Consider the following 18717-nt stretch of genomic DNA (forward strand, 5'->3'; position numbering starts at 1 on the left):
CTGAAGTTTTGCTATTTCTAGTGCACTTCGACAAGACATTGAAAAACAATATTTTTTGTTTCCCAACTACCTGCGAGTGCCCACACAGTTTGCTTGATATATTGTTAAAGAGCGCTGACCTTGTCCAGGTCAGGGATGCGTATTCTACGCATTCCGTTTTGTTCGTCAAGCGTTTAAAGCGACTTAATTTTCTGTCTCTCAAACCCTTGTGACCGTAGGCCGGTTGCCCCGTGTCAGTGGATGCGCATTATAGGGAACCGCTGATTTTGCGCAAGGGCTTTTTTGACAAAAACAGGCCCTTGGTGACCAACAGCCTAAACACCCAGCAAAAGCACAACTTAACCACAGCTTTACCCACAATATTAGTGCGTACCGTGGTTATTTTGATTGAGTTTGCCCAGAGTCAGCTGATCAAAGGTCAGTACCTCGCCGCCATACTCACTGGCAAAAGCATCGGCCACCGCCTGGTCGCTAAAAGTGGCGGCCGTTGGCCCCATGGCACCGGTCTGGCTCGAGCCCACGACATACCAGGCGGTTTCGGCATTGATAAAGTGTTCATCATCGGGCTTGTCCCAGGGCACCTCGCTCATGTCATGCACCCACATTTCCTGACGGGCGTGACGGTTCTCGGGCTCCAACGCCCAGTTCAACAGATCCCGGGTGGAGCAAAACTTGCGAACCTCCTCGACGCCCTGCTCATAGGCTTCTCCCTTGGGGCCGGAAAAGCGGCTGATCACCATGCCGCACAAATGACATTCATCTCCCTGCTCAATGGCCACCGCCCGCCGGATCTGGGTTTGCACATCACTCTCTCCACAACCAGCCAGCAGCAAACCCAGCAACAAAAGCCCGTACATACGCATGCTTATATCCTTGTCAGTGAACGTTCAAACAGAAAGCGGGCCAGCCCCACCAGTACTGTCAGCCATACCAGTAGACAGGCCAGCAGCCCGGTCGAACTCAGAGCCAGCTCGCCGCTCGCCACCATCACACCGGTTTTAATGCCGCTATCCGACAACAGTTCCAGATTGAAAATACGGAAGACATCCGCCGGGTTCAGCAACATCAGATATGGCAGCGAGGCGAAGTCGAGCTGCTCCGGCAATCCCACCAGCAAGCCCAACATCAACAGATCGAACACCACCACAAAAAAGAACCAGAGCAGCAGCGAAGCACCGGCGGCCTTGCCCTTTTCGCTGACCCAGGCGCTGAGGACATAGGCCATGGCCAGGAAAATCCAGCCGAGTAAAATGGCCGAAAGAATAAGGGCGCCGAACAAATGTGCCACCAGGGCTGCATCGAGATCCGGGGTAAACAACAACAGAGTCAGGGCCGCGCTGCCAAACCCCAGGCCGGTGGCAACCGCCAGCATCAGCGCCTGACCGACAAACTTGCCGGTCAGCAGTTGGCCGGAACTGAGCGGATAGGTCATCAACAGCAACAGGGTGCCCCGCTCGGCCTCGCCGATAAGGGCGTCGTGGCCCAGCATCAAGGCAATCAATGGCAGTATGACTACCGCCAGACTGGCCAGACTCGCCAGGGTGGACTCAATGGAGGTGAAGCCCACCAGGCCGGAGGTGACACCACCAAAATAGGCCAGCCCCACCGCCATGGCCCACAGCACTATGGTAATGGCCAGCACCCAACGGTTGCGAATGCCATCCAGCCATTCCTTACGGGCAATAATCAGCAGTGTTCGCATCGGCGGCTCCATAGCAAATATGTTGATACAATTCGGGCAGATTGGGCTGTTGCCACTGAAACTGCTCGATATCAGGCAGGCTGCAGATCACTTCTGCCAGCACTCGTTGTCCGGCGACATCCGTCTGCAGCACCAGCTGCTGCTCACTCGCCTCGGTCACCAATGGCCAAAACCGCTCCGGCAAAGACCGATGCAGCTCCCTGCCCTGCAGTGTAAGGGTCACCGGCAGACGAGACTCGGCGCGCAGGGCGTCCAGGTGGCCGACCGCCAGTAACTTTCCCTGCCCCATCACCGCGACCCGATCCAGATAGGGTTCCACCCCGGCCAGTACATGGGAGCACAGCACAATGGCGCAGCCCTGGCGACGAAGCTCGTCGATTTGCTGATAAAAATGATGGGTAGCCACCGGATCCAGTCCCACCGTGGGTTCATCCAGCAACAGTACTTTCGGTTGCCCCAGCAGCGCCTGGGCCAGACCCAGTCGCTGACGCATGCCCTTGGAATAGGTCTTCACCCGGCGCCCTGAGGCCTCGGCCAGCCCCAGCCGCTCCAGCAATGCCATGCCCTGAGCCGGAAACACGCCCTTAAGCTTGGCCAGATAGGTGATCACCTCGGCACCGCTGAGCTGATCGTAAAAACTGACGTTTTCCTGCAAAAAGCCCAGGTGCCGGCGCAGCTCGCGAAAGTCACGGCCCGCCGGATCCTGATCCATCACCCTGACCTCGCCGCCATCGGGCCTGAGCAGGCCGAGAATCAGCTTGATGGTGGTGGTCTTGCCGGCGCCATTATGACCCAGCAACCCCAGGACCTCACCGGGCTTTACCTCCAGCGAGATGTTATTCAGTACTTCCCGTTCGGCAAAATGCTTAACGACCTGCCGCAAGCGAATAATGCTCATCGCGCTTCTCCTCGGCCATGGTGTTCGGCAATGCCATCAGCGGGTAGGAGTCGGTCACTCCCGGCCCCCGAAACACCGGAAACTGCTGTTGTATCCAGCGCAACAAGCTGACGACAGGGGCGTTCAGCAGCCAACGCGCCGCCGGGTACTGCCACAAGACCCGATCCATACCATCGTTGGGCTCGTGGGGAATATCCCCCACCCCGTTCTGATCCAGATCCCAGCCCAGATAATCGCTCCAGTAGTTGCCCCGGCCATCCCTGGACCACTCCTGTGGGCGGTTCGATACGTAGCGCACCTGAGTGCGATTGCCCACCAGGGCATTGCCATAAATGTGATTCTGCTCCGAGCCCGCGGTCATGTGCAGGCCCAGATCGCTGTGGGCCAACCAATTGTCATTGATTTCATTCCCCACCGCCTGGTAGGCAAACATCGCCTTGCCCTCGGCGCCCCTGGGGTTGATCAGCCGACTGTTGGCCCTGATTTCGCTCACCCGGTTACCCGTGATGCGAGAATAGGTGATGTAATTCATCAGGATGCCGTAGTTCTCATCCTGCTCCGAGGTATTATTCACCACCGTTAATTGCCGGGACTGCATCAGCGCATAGCCGGTGCGGGTCTGCCGGGTATGGTTGCCGGTGACGTCGTTGTTGTTGGAATACATGTAGTGAATGCCGTAGCGCAGCTCGCTCATGCGATTTCCGATCAGACGGTTGTGGTGACTGTAATTGATATAAATGCCATCGCGCACCCGGCTAATTCGGTTACCGGCCACCAGACTGTCGCCCACGTCGAAGAGGTGAATGCCGTTGCCCCGGTCCTGGGAGCGAAGCGAAGTGTCCCCCTCAATATCGTTGTGATGAATATTCAGCCGCTGGGCACTTTCGGCCCAGATGCCAAACCCCGGGCCCTGCAGTTGTACCCGAGCCACTTCGGCACCGCTGGCCTGGCCGCTAATAAAAATGCCTGCATCCAGCGCTCCCAGATCCGCCCCCCAGTTACGAATAGCCAGATCAGACACATGAACATCGGGGGCAGCCAGATAAAGGCCGTGACCCTCACCGCCGGCATCGATCACGGCACCGGCCTCTCCCTTCAGTGTCAGTGTTTGAGTCACCTGTAAAGCCGGGTAAACACCCGGCTCAAGAATCACGGTTTCGCCGGCCGCAACACTCGCCAGCCCGGCCACGGAGGCCGGTGTCAGCCGTACCTCCGCCACCGCCGACCAGGTCAATAAAAGCAACGAGAGCAGCCATCCTTTGTTCATGGCGCACCTTATGCCGGTTCGACCAGCATGCGTCCGACCATTTCCATGTGCAGGGCATGACAGAACCAGTTGCAGTAATACCAGTGCACCCCGGGCTTGTCGGCAACAAAGGTCACCGATGCCGTCTGCTGGGGGCTAATCTCCATGCTGACACCGTGGTTGACCATGCAGAAGCCGTGGCTCACGTCCTCAATCATGTCCAGATTGGTCACGGTTACCGTGACTTCATCTCCCTGCTTCACGGTGAACTCGGTCAGACCGTAGGTGGGCGCCACCGAGGTCATATAAACCCGTACCTTGTTACCGTCGCGAATTACCTTGTTGTCTCGCTCCAGGGCCACACCGTCCTTTTCGGCCATGGCCACGGTTTCGGCAAAGAAGGGGTCGTTGCGATCCCAGATCTTCTTGGGATTGAGCACGTCGCGACGCAGCAGAATACAGTCGTGGGGCTCGGCATAGGTGGGGCCATCATGCACCAGCTTCATCTCTTCGCCTGAAATATCCACCAGCTGGTCGTTCTCCGCATGCAGCGGGCCCACCGGCAGAAAACGGTCCTTGGAGAACTTGCACAATACCACCAGCCATTTACCGTCCGCATCCCGGGCTTCGGTATGAGACGCATGGTTGTGACCGGGCTGGTACTGCACATCCAGCTTCTGGCGAATGTAGTTCACGTCTTCGCCGTGATAGGCCTTGACCGCATCCGCCATGTTCCACTTCACCACCTGGCTGTCGATAAACAAAGTGGTGTAGGCGTTGCCACGGCCGTCAAAGGTGGTGTGCAACGGCCCCAAACCAAGCTCGGGTTCGGCGGCGATCACCGCACGGGGATCGTCGAATTTGTCGTTGAACAGATCGTCCAGCTTGTCGATTTCGATCATCGACACCGTGGGCGACAGCTTGCCGTTGGCCACAAAGTACTTGCCGTCGGGCGAGGTGTTGAGCCCATGGGGGTTCTTCGGCACCGGCACGTAGCGGGTTAGTTTGGAGCCTTTGCGACCATCCAGCACCGGTACTTTGGAGTCTCCAAGGGTAGTGAAGTCGCCGGCCTTGATTGCCGCCTCGATGCGAGGAATATTGAACACCGTCACCCAGTCGCGCTCTTCACGCATCATACCGCCCAGCGTGGTGGCACCTTCCGAGTTATAGCAGGTAGAAGCCGCGTACTTACCGGTGTAGCAGGCATCGGTGTTGTCCAGGTTGCCGTCCACCATCACCTGGAACGCCACTTCCATGGTTTCCGCGTCCACCGCGTTAAACATGGTGTACTGCTCGGCCGCGTCCAGATTCTTCAGGTTGCTGCCGTCATTGGGGTGCGGAATGATGTATTCGGCGTTGCAGAATACGTACTTGGTATGGGGCACCTTTTGCAGCCGCAGGCCATGAATGGCCTGTACGTTGGGAATGGTGACCATCTTGTCGCATTTCATGATATCGAGACGAATGCGCGCCACCCGAGTGTTGGCTTTATCGTTGATAAACAGATACTTGCCATCGTAGTGTCCGTCGGTCATGGAGATATGGGGGTGGTGGCAATCACCGTTCAGATACTTGTGACTATCACCCAGTACTCGCTTGCTTTCATTGGTTATGCCCCACCCGGTGGCCGAGTCCACGTTGAACACCGGAATACGCATCAACTCGCGCATCGAAGGAACACCCAGTACCCGCACCTCTCCCTGATGACCGCCACTCCAGAAACCGTAATATTCATCCAGCTCACCAGGCGCCACATTGACTCCCTCGGCCGCCAATGCCGGTGACGACGCCAGGCTCAGGCCGCCACCAGCGGCTGCCGTGGCAAGCAGGGCGGAAGATCCCCCCAGAAACAGGCGTCGGCTCAGCTTGACGTGCTCACTCGGCTCTTGATGATTATCATGCTTACTCATTCGACACTCCTTGTGGTTTCCACATTGGTTATCTTGATACGGGCCGCTTCCCGCTCCAGCTCGCGACGACGGCGGTTCTTCGCCTTCATCACCAAAGGTGGGCACTTACGTTCATTGAAATAGGTGACCTGGCAGTCCAGACAGTAATGGCATTCGTTGGCGTTGATGCGACCGTCAGGGTGAATGGCCTGCACCTCGCATTCCTTGGCACAGAGCTGGCAGGGGTTGCCACATTCATGGCGTCGTTTGAGCCAGTCAAACAGTCGAAGCCGGGCAGGTATTGCCAGCGCCGCCCCGAGTGGGCACACATAGCGGCAATAGGCCTTGCGCAAAAATATCGAGATTACCACCCAGCTCAGGGCGTAGGCGATATAGCCCCACTCGCGCATGAAACGCAGGGTCATAGCGGTCTTGAACGGTTCCACTTCCGCCGCCTGCTCGGCCAGGGCAAGCGACTGCAGCGAGAGGCCGAACAGCCCCAGCAGGATCAGATATTTGAGAGCCCACAAACGTTCATGTATGGCAAAGGGCACAGTAAACTGCCTGATTTTCAGCTTGCGCGCTATCTCGTTAACCAGCTCCTGCAGGGCGCCAAAGGGGCAGAGCCAGCCACAAAAGATACCCCTGCCCCACAACAGCAACGTCAAGGCCACAAAACTCCACAAGATAAACATCATGGGATCGAGCAAAAACGATGACCACTGAAAGTCACTGAACAGGGCGTGCAAAAAGGTAAAGACGTTAACTACCGACAGCTGGGCCAGGCTATACCAGCCAATAAAGAACAGAGTGAAGCACAGATAGCCGACACGCACCCGGTGCAACAGGGTCGGGCGCCGTACCAGCCAATCCTGCATAAACAGAATCACCATCAGCACCACCAGGCCGGTCAGCAGCACGGTGATCTGCACCTGCTTCATTTGCCACAAGCTGACCCATAACGGAGTGTCCTCTTCCATGGGCAGGCCGGCAGACACAGGCGCGACCGGCGCCGGCAGGTTCAGGTACGCCTCAGGCAGATCATAGTCGGCATAGAAACTGGCGAACTCGCTGTCGAGCGCGCCCACCTGGCGGCGTACCATCAGCTCGAACTGCCAGGGTTGAGTCAGATCCAGGGCGCTATCACGGGCAATAAAGATGGCCAGCTCACCAAAGCGAGGAACGCCGTCGGCCTTCAGGTCGGACGGGGCCAGGCGCTGATAATCCATATCACGAAAGGCGATTTCTTCGGGCCCCTGCCACAACCGCACCCGATCAAAAATACCGCCACGCACAAAGCCGTTGCCGCGAAAACTATAGTCGCTGTTGGCCACCACCAGTATCGGCTGGTCATCGGGAGCCAGACTATCCATCAGCCGATCGTATTGCTGCTGGCCCAACAAGTTGATACCCGCTTCGGCCACCCGCAGCGATGCAAAATGCAAGGTCATAAAGGTTTCGTCGGGAGCATCGATCGGCTTGCGCGAGGCGGCCTTGGTGCCGGCAAAGGCTTGCTCTACCTCGCCTTCCGTCAGTTTCAGCGTGCGCACCAACTGCCGTTCATCGAGCGCAGTCCAGCTTCGAGGCTGCCACGCCTGTACCAGAGTGGCAGCCTCAGGCGGCTGCTCGCCGGCGATAACGGTTTCTCCTCCAGCCAGCGCCCGATGGGCCTCACGCAAGGCGCGCATCACCGTCTGGTTAATCACCATCACGGTCACGGTGGCACCGGTGATCCCGTCCACCGAATGAATATCATCCCGGCGTGACAGGCCCACTTGAACACGCTCTGAGGCGGTGATGCCTTGATACTGATGCACAAAGGCAGTGAGTTTTTTTTCGGGAATACCGACCAGCAATATCGGCTCATGGTGTTCCATCACCAGGCTGTGATCCAGCCGGCCCTGTTCGTCCATGGCCAACAGCATCTCTACCGGCTTGCCTGAATAGGCGGGTATATCGGCAAACTGGCGGCTGAGAAAGGCATAGCGGGGCGCCTCTTCGGCGTTCTCGATTCTCCAGCCGGCAAAGGGCTGCTCAATGGCGTCGATGGTTGCACCTGGATACCAGTCCGACAGCCGTTGCTCGGCTATCGGGCGTTCGGCGGCCTGGATGATGCCGGCACCAAACCATAACAGGCAGACAAGGATCCGCAACACAGACATATGGCCAACCTTAAAGTTGCATTTTATTTACAGATTATGGTGATACAAAAAGGGCTGTTCCGGCTTGATCCAGATCAGTAATGAGGTAGGTATAGCAAAGAAAAAGGGGTCATATGAGGATTATTAAAAGAAAAAGGATCAGATGAAGAAGGTATAGCAAAGAAGAAGGGGGCAGATGAGGATTATTAAAAGAAAAAGCCGGGCGAACCCGGCTTTTGATTTTATTCTTCAGAAGCGGCTGCTTCTGTTGCTTCGATATCACGACCTACCAGCTCAATATAAGCCATAGGTGCGTTATCGCCAGCACGGAAACCACACTTCAGGATGCGGGTGTAACCACCCGGACGCTCCTGGTAGCGAGGTCCCAGTTCGTTGAACAAGATGCCAACTACTTCGCTGTCGCGAGTACGGGCAAATGCCAAACGACGGTTGGCGACGGTGTCGCTTTTAGCCAATGTGATCAGAGGCTCAACCACTCGACGCAGCTCTTTTGCCTTGGGCAGAGTCGTCTTGATAACTGCATGACGAACCAAGGAGCTAGCCATGTTGCGGAACATTGCCTGACGGTGGCTGCTGTTCCGGTTAAGTTGACGACCACTCTTACGATGGCGCATGACCTAATCCTTCCTAACTAAATCTGTAAAACCCGTGACCCGGTTTATTCATCAGCGATGCTGGCAGGCGGCCAGTTCTCAAGGCGCATGCCCAGAGACAAACCACGAGACGCCAACACGTCTTTAATCTCGGTAAGAGATTTTTTACCCAGGTTGGGAGTCTTCAACAACTCCACCTCGGTACGCTGTACCAGATCACCAATGTAGTGGATCGCTTCAGCCTTCAGACAGTTCGCAGAACGAACTGTCAGTTCCAGATCGTCGACAGGACGCAGCAGGATAGGATCGAACTCAGGCTTGTCTTCTTTCTCTTCCGGTTCGCTCACGTCACGCAGATCGACGAAGGCTTCCAGCTGTTCAGCCATGATAGTGGCTGCACGGCGGATGGCTTCTTCGGGATCCAGAGTGCCGTTGGTTTCCATGTCGATAACCAGCTTATCCAAATCGGTACGCTGTTCAACACGGGCCGCCTCAACATTGTAGGCGATACGAACCACGGGGCTGTAAGCCGCATCCAGCAACAAACGACCAATAGGACGCTCGTCGTCTTCGGTATGTGCACGGGTAGAGGCAGGAACATAGCCACGACCGCGCTGCACTTTCAGACGCATGCTGATTTCGGCATCATTCCCTGTCAGATGACAGATGATGTGCTCTGGGTTAACGATCTCAACGTCATCACCATGGGTGATGTCGCCTGCCGTTACGGGACCTGCACCAGTTTTGGTCAGCGACAGGGTGACTTCGTCCTTGCCTTCCAGCTTGACAGCAATCTCTTTCAGATTAAGCAAGATTTCCAGGATATCCTCCTGAACACCTTCCTTGCTGCTGTATTCATGCAATACGCCGTCTAATTCGACTTCGGTGATTGCACAACCGGGCATGGAAGAAAGCAGAATACGACGTAGCGTATTACCCAATGTATGACCAAAGCCACGCTCCAGCGGCTCGAGAGTCACTTTGGCATGAGTCGGGCTGATCTGTTCGATATCAACCAGACGCGGCTTAAGAAAATCTGTTACAGAACCCTGCATTGTGTCCTCTCTATAGAAGCCAGCTTTACTTGGAGTAAAGCTCGACGATCAGCTGTTCGTTAATTTCGGCAGACAGGTCGCTACGCTCAGGCAGACGCTTGTAAACGCCTTGCATGTTGGTAGCGTCAACTTCTACCCAAGTCGGCTTTTCACGTTGACCGGAAACCTCAAGAGCGGCTTTGATCCGGGCTTGCTTCTTGGCCTTCTCGCGAATGCTGATAACATCCTCGGGAGAAACTTGGAAGGAAGGAATGTTGACAACTTTACCGTTTACCAGAATCGCCTTGTGGCTAACCAGCTGACGAGACTCGGCGCGAGTGGCACCAAAACCCATGCGGTAAATAACGTTGTCCAAACGACCTTCCAGCAGCTGCAACAGGTTCGCACCGGTATTGCCTTTCAGGCGAGCAGCTTCTTTATAGTAGTTGCGGAATTGCTTTTCCAGTACGCCATAGATACGACGAACTTTCTGCTTTTCACGCAGCTGTACACCGTAGTCGGACAGGCGGGCTTTACGAGCGCCGTGCTGACCAGGTGCAGTATCAATTTTACATTTTGAATCTATCGCGCGAACGCCTGACTTCAGGAAGAGGTCAGTGCCCTCGCGACGGCTCAGTTTGAGCTTGGGACCCAGATATCTTGCCATGTTCTTTCTCCAACTATCCTACAAGAAGTGTTATACGCGACGCTTCTTCGGAGGACGACAACCGTTGTGCGGGATGGGAGTCACATCGGTGATGTTGGTGATGCGGAAACCCGCAGCATTCAACGCCCGAATGGATGACTCACGGCCCGGACCCGGACCTTTCACCATTACTTCCAGGTTCTTAACGCCGTATTCTTTGGCAATCTCACCGGCACGTTCTGCAGCTACCTGAGCAGCAAACGGGGTGGATTTACGAGAACCACGGAAACCTGAACCACCAGCAGTTGCCCAGGAAAGAGCATTACCCTGACGGTCAGTAATAGTTACTATGGTGTTGTTGAAAGATGCATGAACGTGGGCAATGCCGTCGCTCACCTGCTTTTTAACGCGCTTACGCGCACTACGAGCCGGAGTTTTAGCCATGATCTACCTTCCCGTTATCTCTTGATCGGTTTACGAGGACCCTTGCGCGTACGCGCATTGGTCTTGGTGCGCTGACCACGAAGGGGTAGGCTGCGACGATGACGCAGACCTCGGTAACAACCCAGGTCCATCAGACGCTTGATGTTCATGGAGATCTCGCGGCGCAGGTCACCTTCTACGGTGAATTTTGCCACTTGCTCACGCAGGGATTCTACCTGAGCTTCATCCAATTCTTTTATTTTCACATCCTCAGCGATACCGGCTGCAGCACAAATGGCTTTGGAGCGGGTACGGCCGACGCCATAAATCTCAGTTAACGCGATAACTGCATGTTTATGGTCAGGAATGTTAATGCCAGCGATACGGGCCACTATGCACTCCTACAAATTAAAATATATAAAGCCATTACAAAGCCCGTCTAGGATACGTAATGACACAGACACCCAACAAAGGTGGCTGGCTACTTTAGCCAGCTCGCCTTTAATTTACAAGTCAAACCGTAACTTTTTTAGCCTTGGCGCTGTTTATGCTTAGGCTCAGAGCAAAGTACACGTACCACGCCGTGGCGCTTAACGATCTTGCAGTTACGGCAGATTGCCTTAACGGAAGCACGAACTTTCATTGCTTAACTCCGTAAATAACCGAACCTTAGCGGTTGTAGCCTTTCAGGTTCGCTTTTTTCAGGACATCGCCATACTGATGGGACATCATGTGGGTTTGCACCTGAGCCATGAAGTCCATGATGACGACCACAATAATCAACAGCGAGGTACCACCAAAGTAGAACTGGACGTTCCAGGCTGTCATCAAAAACTGTGGCACTAAACAGATAAAGGTAATATACAGGGCACCGACCAGAGTCAGGCGAGTCATCACTTTATCGATATAGCGCGCTGTCTGCTCGCCCGGACGTATGCCCGGAACAAAAGCACCACTCTTCTTCAGGTTATCTGCCGTCTCACGCGGGTTGAACACCAACGCGGTATAGAAGAAACAAAAGAAGATAATGGCAGCGGCATACAGCATCACGTACAGCGGTTGACCAGGCTGAAGAGTCAGTGAGACCTCTTGCAGGATATTGGCAAACCACCCCTCCCCCTGGCCGAACCAAGAGGCTACGGTACCCGGGAACAGGATAATGCTGGATGCGAAAATTGCCGGAATAACCCCCGCCATGTTCACTTTCAAGGGCAGGTGTGTACTCTGTGCTGCGAATACCTGACGGCCTTGTTGACGCTTGGCGTAGTTTACCACAATGCGGCGCTGGCCACGCTCAACAAATACCACGAAATAGGTTACCGCAAACACAATCACGGCCAGCAGCAACAGCAACAATATGTGCAATTCCCCCTGACGCGCCTGCTCTGCCGTGGCACCAATGGCCGATGGCAGACCAGCAACAATACCCGTGAAGATAATCAACGAGATACCATTGCCAATGCCTCGTTCGGTTACCTGCTCACCCAACCACATCAAAAACATGGTACCGGTGACCAGACTCACCACTGCCGTGAAATAGAAACCAAGACCCACGTTAACCACGAGTCCTGGCATCATATTCGGTAAACCAGTGGCGATACCGATGGCCTGGATGGTGCCGAGAACCAGAGTGCCATACCGGGTGTACTGACTGATCTTTCGACGGCCAGATTCACCTTCCTTCTTGAGCTCAGCCAAGGTGGGGTGAACCACAGTCAGCAACTGGATGATAATGGACGCAGAAATATACGGCATTATCCCCAGCGCCAGTATGGACGCTCGTTCCAGAGCACCACCACTGAACATGTTGAACATTTCAATGATGGTGCCCTGCTGTTGCTGGAACAAGTCGGCAAGTACGGCGGCGTCAATTCCAGGAATAGGCACATAGGAGCCGGCGCGAAATACAACGATCGCGATAAGAACGAAAAGTAAACGACTCTTCAGTTCACCCAGCCCACCCTGTGCGCTTTTAGCATCTAATCCTGGTTTCTTGGCCATAGTACTTATTATTCCTCGATTTTACCGCCGGCTGCTTCGATGGCTGCACGTGCACCTTTGGTGACGCCCAGACCAACCACAGTTACTTGACGGTCAATAGTGCCAGACAGAACCACTTTGGCAAACTGGATATTCTTGGTAACCAAGCCAGCCTGCTTCAGGGTGTTCAGATCCACCACATTGCCTTCAACTTTAGCCAGTTCGCTCAGACGAATTTCGGTAGTAACACGACCCTTGCGGGAAGTGAAACCAAACTTCGGCAGACGCTGTTTCAGAGGCATCTGACCGCCTTCAAAACCGTTGCGAACCTTTCCGCCAGAGCGGGATTTCTGACCTTTGTGGCCGCGGCCACCGGTTTTACCCAGGCCGGAACCGATACCACGACCAACGCGCTTGGCGCTGGGCTTGGAGCCGGCGGCCGGAGACAGAGTATTCAAACGCATGCGATTACTCCCCAACCTTAACCATGTAGTAAACCTGGTTGATCATACCGCGTACACAAGCTGTATCTTCCAGCTCGACGGTGTGACCAATGCGACGCAGACCCAGGCCACGCAGCGTTGCCTTATGCTTAGGCAAACGGCCGATGGAGCTGCGAGTCTGTGTTACTTTTACAGTCTTGTTAGCCATTGGCGCATTACCCCAGTATTTCGTCAACGCGCAGACCACGCTTGGCAGCGACTTGCTCGGGCGACTTCATTTGAGCCAGAGCGTCGATGGTAGCGCGAACTACGTTGTTCGGGTTAGTGGAACCGTAAGTTTTGGCCAGTACGTTATGTACACCGGCAACTTCCAGTACGGCGCGCATTGCACCACCGGCAATGATACCGGTACCGTCAGAAGCAGGCTTCATGAATACGTTTGAACCAGAGTGACGACCTTTTACCGGATGGAACAAGGTGCCGTTGTTCAGACCAACTGTACGCATGTTACGACGAGCCTGTTCCATCGCCTTTTGAATGGCGGCAGGAACTTCACGGGCTTTACCGTAACCGAAACCAATACGACCGTTACCGTCGCCTACTACCGTCAGAGCGGTGAAGGAGAAGATACGACCACCTTTTACAACTTTTGAAACACGGTTTACTGCAATGAGCTTTTCTTGCAGTTCACCGGCTTGAGCTTCGATTTTTGCCATTTTCGACTCCACCCTTAGAACTGAAGACCAGCTTCACGTGCAGCTGCAGCCAGTGCGGCTACGCGACCGTGATATTGGAAACCGGAACGGTCAAAAGCGACAACTGTTACGCCTTTTTCAATAGCGCGCTCAGCGATGGCTTTACCTACTACCGTGGCGGCATCTACGTTACCGGTATACTTCACCTGCTCACGTACTGACTTTTCCACGGTAGACGCGGAAGCCAGAACAGTGGTGCTGTTAGGTGCAATAACCTGTGCATAGATGTGGCGCGGAGTACGGTGAACCACCAGGCGAGTCGCACCCAGTTCCAGCATCTTTTTACGTGCTTTGGTAGCACGGCGGATACGAGCTGCTTTCTTGTCCATAGTGTTACCTTACTTCTTCTTAGCCTCTTTACTGCGCACCTGTTCGCCGAAATAGCGAACACCTTTGCCTTTGTAAGGCTCGGGCTTACGGTACGCACGAATATTGGCAGCGACCTGACCGATCTGCTGTTTGTCCGCGGACTTGAGAACAATCTCAGTCTGGGTCGGACATTCAGCTGACACGCCTTCAGGAAGCGCATGCTCAACCGGGTGAGAGAAACCCAGAGACAGTGCAATTGCATTGCCTTTAATCTGGGCACGATAGCCAACACCAACCAGCTGCAGCTTGCGTTCGAAGCCTTCGGTAACACCGATAACCATGTTGTTGACCAGGGAACGGGCGGTGCCGGCCTGGGCAGTTGCGTTTGCTGCGTTTTCACGCGGGGCAAACGTCAGCACGTTATCATTCTGGCTGATTTCAACGGCAGCATTGATAGTACGGTTTAAGGTACCCTTGCCACCCTTGACGGTGATTTCCTGACCGTTCAACGTCACTTCTACGCCGGCAGGAATTTCGATAGGTGCCTTAGCAATGCGAGACATATCTACTCCTTATGCAACGTAGCAGATGATCTCACCGCCCATACCCGCTTTACGCGCGGCACGGTCGGTCATCACACCTTGGGACGTGGAAACGATAGCTACACCCATACCTGCCATTACTTTCGGCAGTTCGTCGCGCTTCTTATAGATGCGCAGACCTGGGCGGCTGACGCGTTGGATCAGTTCGACCACAGCTTCGCCTTCGAAGTACTTTAAAGTCACTTCCAGTTCGGCCTTGGTCTCACCAACGACGTTAAAGTCAGCAATATAACCTTCTTCTTTCAGTACCTGGGCGATAGCCACTTTTACTTTGGAAGAAGGCATGGTGACAGCAACTTTGTTGGCTGCCTGACCGTTGCGGATGCGGGTCAGCATATCCGCGATCGGATCTTGCATGCTCATTGTGTATTACTCCCGTGTTCGCTTACCAAGAAGCCTTCTTCAGGCCTGGAATTTCACCCTTCATCATCAGTTCGCGCACCTTGATGCGGCTCAAACCGAACTTCCGCAGGAAACCGTGCGGACGACCGGTGATGTTGCAGCGGTTACGCTGACGAGAGGGACTTGCGTCACGGGGCAATTGCTGCAGTTTCAGCACTGCATCCCAACGTGCTTCGTCGGAAGTGTTCACGTTAGAGATGATGTCTTTCAGTGCTTGACGCTTGGCCGAGAATTTATCAGCCAGCTTTGCGCGCTTGACTTCGCGAGCTTTCATTGATTGTTTTGCCATAACCCTACACCTTACTTACGGAATGGGAAGTTAAAGGCAGCCAGCAGAGCACGACCTTCTTCGTCAGACTGGGCAGTGGTGGTAATGGTAATATCCATACCACGCACACGATCTACCTTGTCATAATCGATTTCAGGAAAAATGATTTGCTCACGCACGCCCATGGAGTAGTTACCACGACCATCGAACGACTTGGCGTTCAGGCCACGGAAGTCACGAATCCGGGGAATAGAGATACAAATCAAACGCTCCAGGAACTCCCACATACGCTCGCCGCGCAGAGTTACTTTACAACCAATGGGGTAGCCTTCACGGATTTTGAAGCCAGCAACGGATTTACGAGCTTTGGTGATCAATGGCTTTTGACCGGAAATGGCAGCCATGTCGGCAGCGGCATTATCCAGGATCTTTTTATCAGCCAGAGCTTCACCCACACCCATGTTCAGGGTGATTTTCTCAATCCGAGGGACTTGCATGATAGACTTATACCCGAACTGACTAGACAGTTCCTTTACTACAGTTTCATTGTAGTAACCATGCAGTTTCGCCATCGTATAAACTCCAATTACTTCACAAGTTCGCCGGTGGACTTGAAGAAACGAACTTTTTTGCCGTCTTCAAACCGGAAACCAACGCGATCAGCCTTGCCAGAGGCAGAGTTGAACAGCGCTACGTTAGATACATCGAGAGGCGCTTCCTGTTCAATAATACCGCCAGCCTGACCCAGTTGGGGTACCGGCTTCTGGTGTTTCTTGTTCAGGTTGAGACCTGCAACGATTACTTTACCTTCATTGACCAGAACTTTGGTGACGGTGCCACGCTTGCCCTTGTCTTTGCCGGTAAGAATGATGACTTCGTCATCGCGACGGATTTTAGCTGCCATCGTTTGACTCCTTACAGTACTTCAGGTGCCAGTGAAACAATCTTCATGAACTTCTCATTACGAAGTTCACGCGTCACAGGACCAAAAATACGAGTTCCGATCGGCTGTTGATTGCTATTCAAAATCACGGCCGCATTGCGGTCGAAACGGATGACAGAGCCGTCCGGACGACGAACGCCTTTCCGAGTGCGAACGACCACCGCGTTCATTACATCACCTTTCTTAACCTTACCGCGCGGAATTGCTTCCTTGACAGTAACCTTGATGATGTCGCCGATGCCGGCGTAGCGGCGGTGCGAACCACCCAGGACCTTAATACACATTACGCTACGCGCACCGGAATTGTCGGCCACGTCCAGCATACTTTGCATTTGGATCATGTTAGTGCTCCGCTAAAGTGACTACTTTAAAACCCTTTCGGGATATTGGCTGCCTTTGAAGGCGCGGCATTATAGCACTGCCAAAGCGAAAGAGTACAATAAAAAAACAAACGGCCCCGTGCAGGGCCGTTTGACCAGGTAAGTATATCAGAGAACGTTAGGCTTGAACCGGACGCTCGATGATTTTTACCAGAGTCCAGGACTTGGTCTTGGACAGCGGACGACATTCGCGAATAGTCACGACGTCACCGGTTTTGCATTCATTATTTTCGTCGTGCACGTGCAGCTTGGTAGTGCGCTTCATGTACTTCCCGTAGATCGGGTGCTTCACGAAACGGCTGATAGCTACGGTGATGGACTTGTCCATCTTGTCGCTTACTACACTGCCCTGCAGAGTACGAACGTTAGTTTCGCTCATCTTACGCACCTGCCTTTTGATTCAAAACAGTCTTAACACGCGCGATGTCGCGACGTACATTTTTGATGTTGTGAGTCTGTTCCAGTTGACCGGTGCTTGCCTGGATGCGCATGTTAAATTGCTCACGCAGCAGGCCCAGCAGTTCCTGGTTCAGTTCTTCAACACTTTTTTCACGCAGATCTTGTGCTTTCATCACATCACCGTCCGAGTTATGAAAGTGGTCCTAACCGGCAGCTTGGCAGCGGCCAGTGCAAAGGCTTCACGAGCCAGAGCCTCAGGTACACCGTCCATCTCGTACAGGACACGGCCCGGCTGAATCTGGGCAACCCAGTATTCCACGTTACCTTTACCTTTACCCATACGAACTTCGAGGGGCTTTTCGGTAATCGGCTTGTCCGGGAAAATACGGATCCAGATTTTACCTTGACGCTTGACGTGACGGGTCATGGCACGACGTGCTGCTTCGATCTGGCGAGCAGTAATACGTCCACGAGTCGTCGCCTTCAGACCAAAGGTACCGAAAGAAACCAGGTTACCTGAGGTCGCCACACCGCGATTGCGGCCTTTGTGGACTTTACGGAATTTCGTACGTTTTGGTTGCAACATATCCGAGTCTCCTTACTTACCGCGGCCTTTGCGCTTGGGCTTGGACGGAGCTGGCTCTTGAGCTACGGCTTGCAGGCCGCCCAGAACTTCACCCTTGAATATCCAAACCTTTACGCCGATGATGCCGTAAGTGGTAGATGCTTCAGAAGTTGCATAATCGATATCGGCACGCAGGGTGTGCAGAGGCACACGACCTTCGCGGTACCATTCGGTACGCGCGATTTCAGCGCCGCCAAGACGACCGCTCACTTCCACCTTGATGCCTTTGGAACCGATACGCATCGCGTTCTGTACCGCACGCTTCATAGCGCGACGGAACATGACACGGCGCTCCAGCTGGGAGGCGATAGAATCGGCCACCAGCTGTCCGTCCAGCTCAGGTTTACGCACTTCGGAAATGTTGATCTGTGCAGGAACGCCAGCCAGTTTGGCTACGTGCTTGCGCAGTTTTTCCACGTCTTCACCTTTCTTACCGATAACCACGCCCGGACGAGCAGTGTGAATAGTCACACGGATGCTCTTGGCCGGACGCTCGATCACGATACGTGAAAGGGAAGCGTTTTTCAGTTCCTGCTTCAGGTACTGACGCACTTGGAAGTCGCTGTGCAAGTTATCAGCGAAGTCCTTGGTATTCGCAAACCAGGTCGAATTAAAAGGCTTGGTGATACCTAAGCGAATACCATTCGGGTGTACTTTCTGGCCCATTGCTTATCTCCTAGCCTCTTAGCGGTCGGACACAACCACAGTAATGTGGCTGGTACGCTTCATGATACGGTCCGCGCGGCCCTTGGCACGAGGACGAATACGCTTCATGGTGGGACCTTCGTCAACGAAGATCTTTGCCACTGTCAGCTCATCGATATCCGCACCTTCATTGTGCTCGGCATTGGCAATGGCAGATTCAAGTACTTTCTTAACCAGAACGGCAGCTTTTTTAGGGCTGAAAGTCAGGACGTTAAGTGCCTTGTCTACGGTCAGACCACGGACTTGATCGGCTACCAGGCGCGCCTTCTGGGCAGAAGTACGAGCAAAGCGGTGTTTAGCTATAGCTTCCATC

The 18717-nt window shown here is 54.2% G+C and carries 28 protein-coding genes; all 28 read right to left on the reverse strand.

All coding sequences use genetic code 11. The features are described 5' to 3' along the window. Nucleotides 1-362: 362 nt before the first annotated feature. The 28 genes from ABD827_RS13590 to rplV all read right to left on the reverse strand — a co-directional run bounded on the left by ABD827_RS13590 (nt 363) and on the right by rplV (nt 18716). Nucleotides 363-863 (reverse strand): nitrous oxide reductase accessory protein NosL, encoded by a 501-nt coding sequence (locus ABD827_RS13590; RefSeq protein ID WP_344965256.1) that lies wholly within the window; start codon nt 861-863, stop codon nt 363-365. Between the two features lie 2 nt (nt 864-865). Next, nucleotides 866-1702, reverse strand: coding sequence for an ABC transporter permease (locus ABD827_RS13595; protein ID WP_344965257.1), 837 nt, complete (start codon nt 1700-1702; stop codon nt 866-868). Beyond that, nucleotides 1674-2600, reverse strand: coding sequence for an ABC transporter ATP-binding protein (locus tag ABD827_RS13600; RefSeq protein WP_344965258.1), 927 nt, complete (start codon nt 2598-2600; stop codon nt 1674-1676). Before ABD827_RS13600 ends, ABD827_RS13595 begins: the two co-directional genes overlap by 29 nt. Further along, nucleotides 2569-3867 carry a nitrous oxide reductase family maturation protein NosD gene (locus tag ABD827_RS13605; protein ID WP_344965259.1) on the reverse strand — a complete coding sequence of 433 codons (1299 nt, stop codon included), beginning with the start codon at nt 3865-3867 and terminating at the stop codon, nt 2569-2571. The genes ABD827_RS13600 and ABD827_RS13605 overlap by 32 nt, the downstream gene beginning before the upstream one ends. Before the next feature lie 8 nt (nt 3868-3875). Further along, nucleotides 3876-5756, reverse strand: coding sequence for a TAT-dependent nitrous-oxide reductase (gene nosZ / locus ABD827_RS13610; protein ID WP_344965260.1), 1881 nt, complete (start codon nt 5754-5756; stop codon nt 3876-3878). After that, on the reverse strand, nt 5753-7897 hold the full coding sequence (locus ABD827_RS13615; RefSeq protein WP_344965261.1) for a 4Fe-4S binding protein: 2145 nt from the start codon (nt 7895-7897) through the stop codon (nt 5753-5755). Before ABD827_RS13615 ends, nosZ begins: the two co-directional genes overlap by 4 nt. Before the next feature lie 221 nt (nt 7898-8118). After that, entirely contained in the window at nt 8119-8511 is a 393-nt protein-coding gene (gene rplQ / locus ABD827_RS13620) for a 50S ribosomal protein L17 (RefSeq protein WP_104487274.1), read from the reverse strand. Nucleotides 8512-8555: 44 nt separating this feature from the next. After that, nucleotides 8556-9545 carry a DNA-directed RNA polymerase subunit alpha gene (locus ABD827_RS13625; protein WP_298716649.1) on the reverse strand — a complete coding sequence of 330 codons (990 nt, stop codon included), beginning with the start codon at nt 9543-9545 and terminating at the stop codon, nt 8556-8558. 25 nt (nt 9546-9570) lie between these two features. Further along, nucleotides 9571-10191 (reverse strand): 30S ribosomal protein S4, encoded by a 621-nt coding sequence (rpsD, locus tag ABD827_RS13630; protein ID WP_298716653.1) that lies wholly within the window; start codon nt 10189-10191, stop codon nt 9571-9573. 30 nt (nt 10192-10221) lie between these two features. Then, on the reverse strand, nt 10222-10614 hold the full coding sequence (rpsK, locus tag ABD827_RS13635; RefSeq protein ID WP_014290661.1) for a 30S ribosomal protein S11: 393 nt from the start codon (nt 10612-10614) through the stop codon (nt 10222-10224). Nucleotides 10615-10628: 14 nt separating this feature from the next. Then, a complete protein-coding gene (gene rpsM, locus ABD827_RS13640; protein WP_298716669.1) occupies nt 10629-10985 on the reverse strand; it encodes a 30S ribosomal protein S13 in 357 nt (118 codons plus the stop codon). Nucleotides 10986-11122: 137 nt separating this feature from the next. Next, nucleotides 11123-11236: a 50S ribosomal protein L36 gene (gene rpmJ, locus ABD827_RS13645; RefSeq protein ID WP_298716673.1), complete on the reverse strand. Its 114-nt coding sequence runs from the start codon at nt 11234-11236 to the stop codon at nt 11123-11125. A 26-nt stretch (nt 11237-11262) separates the two neighbouring features. Then, the gene (secY, locus tag ABD827_RS13650; protein WP_298716675.1) at nt 11263-12594 is read right to left on the reverse strand and encodes a preprotein translocase subunit SecY; all 1332 of its coding nucleotides are present in this window, start codon (nt 12592-12594) and stop codon (nt 11263-11265) included. An 8-nt stretch (nt 12595-12602) separates the two neighbouring features. Beyond that, complete coding sequence (gene rplO, locus ABD827_RS13655) at nt 12603-13037, reverse strand: 50S ribosomal protein L15 (RefSeq protein ID WP_104487261.1); 435 nt, start codon at nt 13035-13037, stop codon at nt 12603-12605. A 4-nt stretch (nt 13038-13041) separates the two neighbouring features. Next, nucleotides 13042-13224: a 50S ribosomal protein L30 gene (rpmD, locus tag ABD827_RS13660; protein WP_104487259.1), complete on the reverse strand. Its 183-nt coding sequence runs from the start codon at nt 13222-13224 to the stop codon at nt 13042-13044. A 7-nt stretch (nt 13225-13231) separates the two neighbouring features. Further along, nucleotides 13232-13732: a 30S ribosomal protein S5 gene (gene rpsE, locus ABD827_RS13665; RefSeq protein WP_298716680.1), complete on the reverse strand. Its 501-nt coding sequence runs from the start codon at nt 13730-13732 to the stop codon at nt 13232-13234. A 14-nt stretch (nt 13733-13746) separates the two neighbouring features. Further along, nucleotides 13747-14100: a 50S ribosomal protein L18 gene (gene rplR, locus ABD827_RS13670; protein ID WP_344965265.1), complete on the reverse strand. Its 354-nt coding sequence runs from the start codon at nt 14098-14100 to the stop codon at nt 13747-13749. Nucleotides 14101-14109: 9 nt separating this feature from the next. Beyond that, the gene (gene rplF, locus ABD827_RS13675) at nt 14110-14643 is read right to left on the reverse strand and encodes a 50S ribosomal protein L6 (RefSeq protein ID WP_298716685.1); all 534 of its coding nucleotides are present in this window, start codon (nt 14641-14643) and stop codon (nt 14110-14112) included. A 9-nt stretch (nt 14644-14652) separates the two neighbouring features. After that, nucleotides 14653-15045 (reverse strand): 30S ribosomal protein S8, encoded by a 393-nt coding sequence (rpsH, locus tag ABD827_RS13680; protein WP_104487250.1) that lies wholly within the window; start codon nt 15043-15045, stop codon nt 14653-14655. 22 nt (nt 15046-15067) lie between these two features. Next, entirely contained in the window at nt 15068-15373 is a 306-nt protein-coding gene (gene rpsN / locus ABD827_RS13685) for a 30S ribosomal protein S14 (RefSeq protein WP_298716699.1), read from the reverse strand. An 11-nt stretch (nt 15374-15384) separates the two neighbouring features. After that, entirely contained in the window at nt 15385-15924 is a 540-nt protein-coding gene (rplE, locus tag ABD827_RS13690) for a 50S ribosomal protein L5 (protein ID WP_104487245.1), read from the reverse strand. 14 nt (nt 15925-15938) lie between these two features. Further along, entirely contained in the window at nt 15939-16256 is a 318-nt protein-coding gene (gene rplX / locus ABD827_RS13695) for a 50S ribosomal protein L24 (protein ID WP_298716702.1), read from the reverse strand. Between the two features lie 11 nt (nt 16257-16267). Further along, nucleotides 16268-16636 carry a 50S ribosomal protein L14 gene (gene rplN / locus ABD827_RS13700; protein WP_087036464.1) on the reverse strand — a complete coding sequence of 123 codons (369 nt, stop codon included), beginning with the start codon at nt 16634-16636 and terminating at the stop codon, nt 16268-16270. Between the two features lie 157 nt (nt 16637-16793). Beyond that, complete coding sequence (rpsQ, locus tag ABD827_RS13705; protein ID WP_298716716.1) at nt 16794-17054, reverse strand: 30S ribosomal protein S17; 261 nt, start codon at nt 17052-17054, stop codon at nt 16794-16796. A gap of 1 nt (nt 17055) precedes the next feature. Next, the gene (gene rpmC / locus ABD827_RS13710) at nt 17056-17247 is read right to left on the reverse strand and encodes a 50S ribosomal protein L29 (RefSeq protein ID WP_104487239.1); all 192 of its coding nucleotides are present in this window, start codon (nt 17245-17247) and stop codon (nt 17056-17058) included. After that, nucleotides 17247-17660 carry a 50S ribosomal protein L16 gene (gene rplP / locus ABD827_RS13715; RefSeq protein WP_204796583.1) on the reverse strand — a complete coding sequence of 138 codons (414 nt, stop codon included), beginning with the start codon at nt 17658-17660 and terminating at the stop codon, nt 17247-17249. Before rplP ends, rpmC begins: the two co-directional genes overlap by 1 nt. 12 nt (nt 17661-17672) lie before the next feature. After that, entirely contained in the window at nt 17673-18365 is a 693-nt protein-coding gene (gene rpsC, locus ABD827_RS13720; protein WP_104487234.1) for a 30S ribosomal protein S3, read from the reverse strand. 18 nt (nt 18366-18383) lie between these two features. Then, complete coding sequence (gene rplV / locus ABD827_RS13725) at nt 18384-18716, reverse strand: 50S ribosomal protein L22 (RefSeq protein WP_104487232.1); 333 nt, start codon at nt 18714-18716, stop codon at nt 18384-18386. Between the last annotated feature and the right edge of the window lies 1 nt (nt 18717).

It is taken from the genome of Oceanisphaera sediminis, assembly GCF_039539745.1.
Taxonomy (GTDB): Bacteria; Pseudomonadota; Gammaproteobacteria; order Enterobacterales; family Aeromonadaceae; genus Oceanimonas; species Oceanimonas sediminis.

Bases quoted from the DNA above. Each gene is read 5' to 3' on its own strand.
- rpmJ (WP_298716673.1), bottom strand. From the start codon at position 11,236: ATGAAAGTTCGTGCTTCCGTTAAGGCAATCTGCCGTAACTGCAAGATC.
- rpsE (WP_298716680.1), bottom strand. From the start codon at position 13,732: ATGGCAAAAATCGAAGCTCAAGCCGGTGAACTGCAAGAAAAGCTCATT.
- ABD827_RS13615 (WP_344965261.1), bottom strand. From the start codon at position 7,897: ATGTCTGTGTTGCGGATCCTTGTCTGCCTGTTATGGTTTGGTGCCGGC.
- nosZ (WP_344965260.1), bottom strand. From the start codon at position 5,756: ATGAGTAAGCATGATAATCATCAAGAGCCGAGTGAGCACGTCAAGCTG.
- rpmC (WP_104487239.1), bottom strand. From the start codon at position 17,247: ATGAAAGCACAAGATCTGCGTGAAAAAAGTGTTGAAGAACTGAACCAG.
- rplP (WP_204796583.1), bottom strand. From the start codon at position 17,660: ATGTTGCAACCAAAACGTACGAAATTCCGTAAAGTCCACAAAGGCCGC.
- rplO (WP_104487261.1), bottom strand. From the start codon at position 13,037: ATGCGTTTGAATACTCTGTCTCCGGCCGCCGGCTCCAAGCCCAGCGCC.
- rplR (WP_344965265.1), bottom strand. From the start codon at position 14,100: ATGGACAAGAAAGCAGCTCGTATCCGCCGTGCTACCAAAGCACGTAAA.
- ABD827_RS13600 (WP_344965258.1), bottom strand. From the start codon at position 2,600: ATGAGCATTATTCGCTTGCGGCAGGTCGTTAAGCATTTTGCCGAACGG.
- rpsH (WP_104487250.1), bottom strand. From the start codon at position 15,045: ATGAGCATGCAAGATCCGATCGCGGATATGCTGACCCGCATCCGCAAC.
- rplV (WP_104487232.1), bottom strand. From the start codon at position 18,716: ATGGAAGCTATAGCTAAACACCGCTTTGCTCGTACTTCTGCCCAGAAG.
- ABD827_RS13625 (WP_298716649.1), bottom strand. From the start codon at position 9,545: ATGCAGGGTTCTGTAACAGATTTTCTTAAGCCGCGTCTGGTTGATATC.
- rplN (WP_087036464.1), bottom strand. From the start codon at position 16,636: ATGATCCAAATGCAAAGTATGCTGGACGTGGCCGACAATTCCGGTGCG.
- rpsQ (WP_298716716.1), bottom strand. From the start codon at position 17,054: ATGAGCGAAACTAACGTTCGTACTCTGCAGGGCAGTGTAGTAAGCGAC.
- rpsK (WP_014290661.1), bottom strand. From the start codon at position 10,614: ATGGCTAAAACTCCGGCTCGTAGTGCGCGTAAGCGCGTTAAAAAGCAG.
- rpsN (WP_298716699.1), bottom strand. From the start codon at position 15,373: ATGGCAAAACAATCAATGAAAGCTCGCGAAGTCAAGCGCGCAAAGCTG.
- rpsD (WP_298716653.1), bottom strand. From the start codon at position 10,191: ATGGCAAGATATCTGGGTCCCAAGCTCAAACTGAGCCGTCGCGAGGGC.
- ABD827_RS13595 (WP_344965257.1), bottom strand. From the start codon at position 1,702: ATGCGAACACTGCTGATTATTGCCCGTAAGGAATGGCTGGATGGCATT.
- rplQ (WP_104487274.1), bottom strand. From the start codon at position 8,511: ATGCGCCATCGTAAGAGTGGTCGTCAACTTAACCGGAACAGCAGCCAC.
- rpsC (WP_104487234.1), bottom strand. From the start codon at position 18,365: ATGGGCCAGAAAGTACACCCGAATGGTATTCGCTTAGGTATCACCAAG.
- rplE (WP_104487245.1), bottom strand. From the start codon at position 15,924: ATGGCGAAACTGCATGGTTACTACAATGAAACTGTAGTAAAGGAACTG.
- rplX (WP_298716702.1), bottom strand. From the start codon at position 16,256: ATGGCAGCTAAAATCCGTCGCGATGACGAAGTCATCATTCTTACCGGC.
- rpmD (WP_104487259.1), bottom strand. From the start codon at position 13,224: ATGGCTAACAAGACTGTAAAAGTAACACAGACTCGCAGCTCCATCGGC.
- rplF (WP_298716685.1), bottom strand. From the start codon at position 14,643: ATGTCTCGCATTGCTAAGGCACCTATCGAAATTCCTGCCGGCGTAGAA.
- ABD827_RS13605 (WP_344965259.1), bottom strand. From the start codon at position 3,867: ATGAACAAAGGATGGCTGCTCTCGTTGCTTTTATTGACCTGGTCGGCG.
- ABD827_RS13590 (WP_344965256.1), bottom strand. From the start codon at position 863: ATGCGTATGTACGGGCTTTTGTTGCTGGGTTTGCTGCTGGCTGGTTGT.
- secY (WP_298716675.1), bottom strand. From the start codon at position 12,594: ATGGCCAAGAAACCAGGATTAGATGCTAAAAGCGCACAGGGTGGGCTG.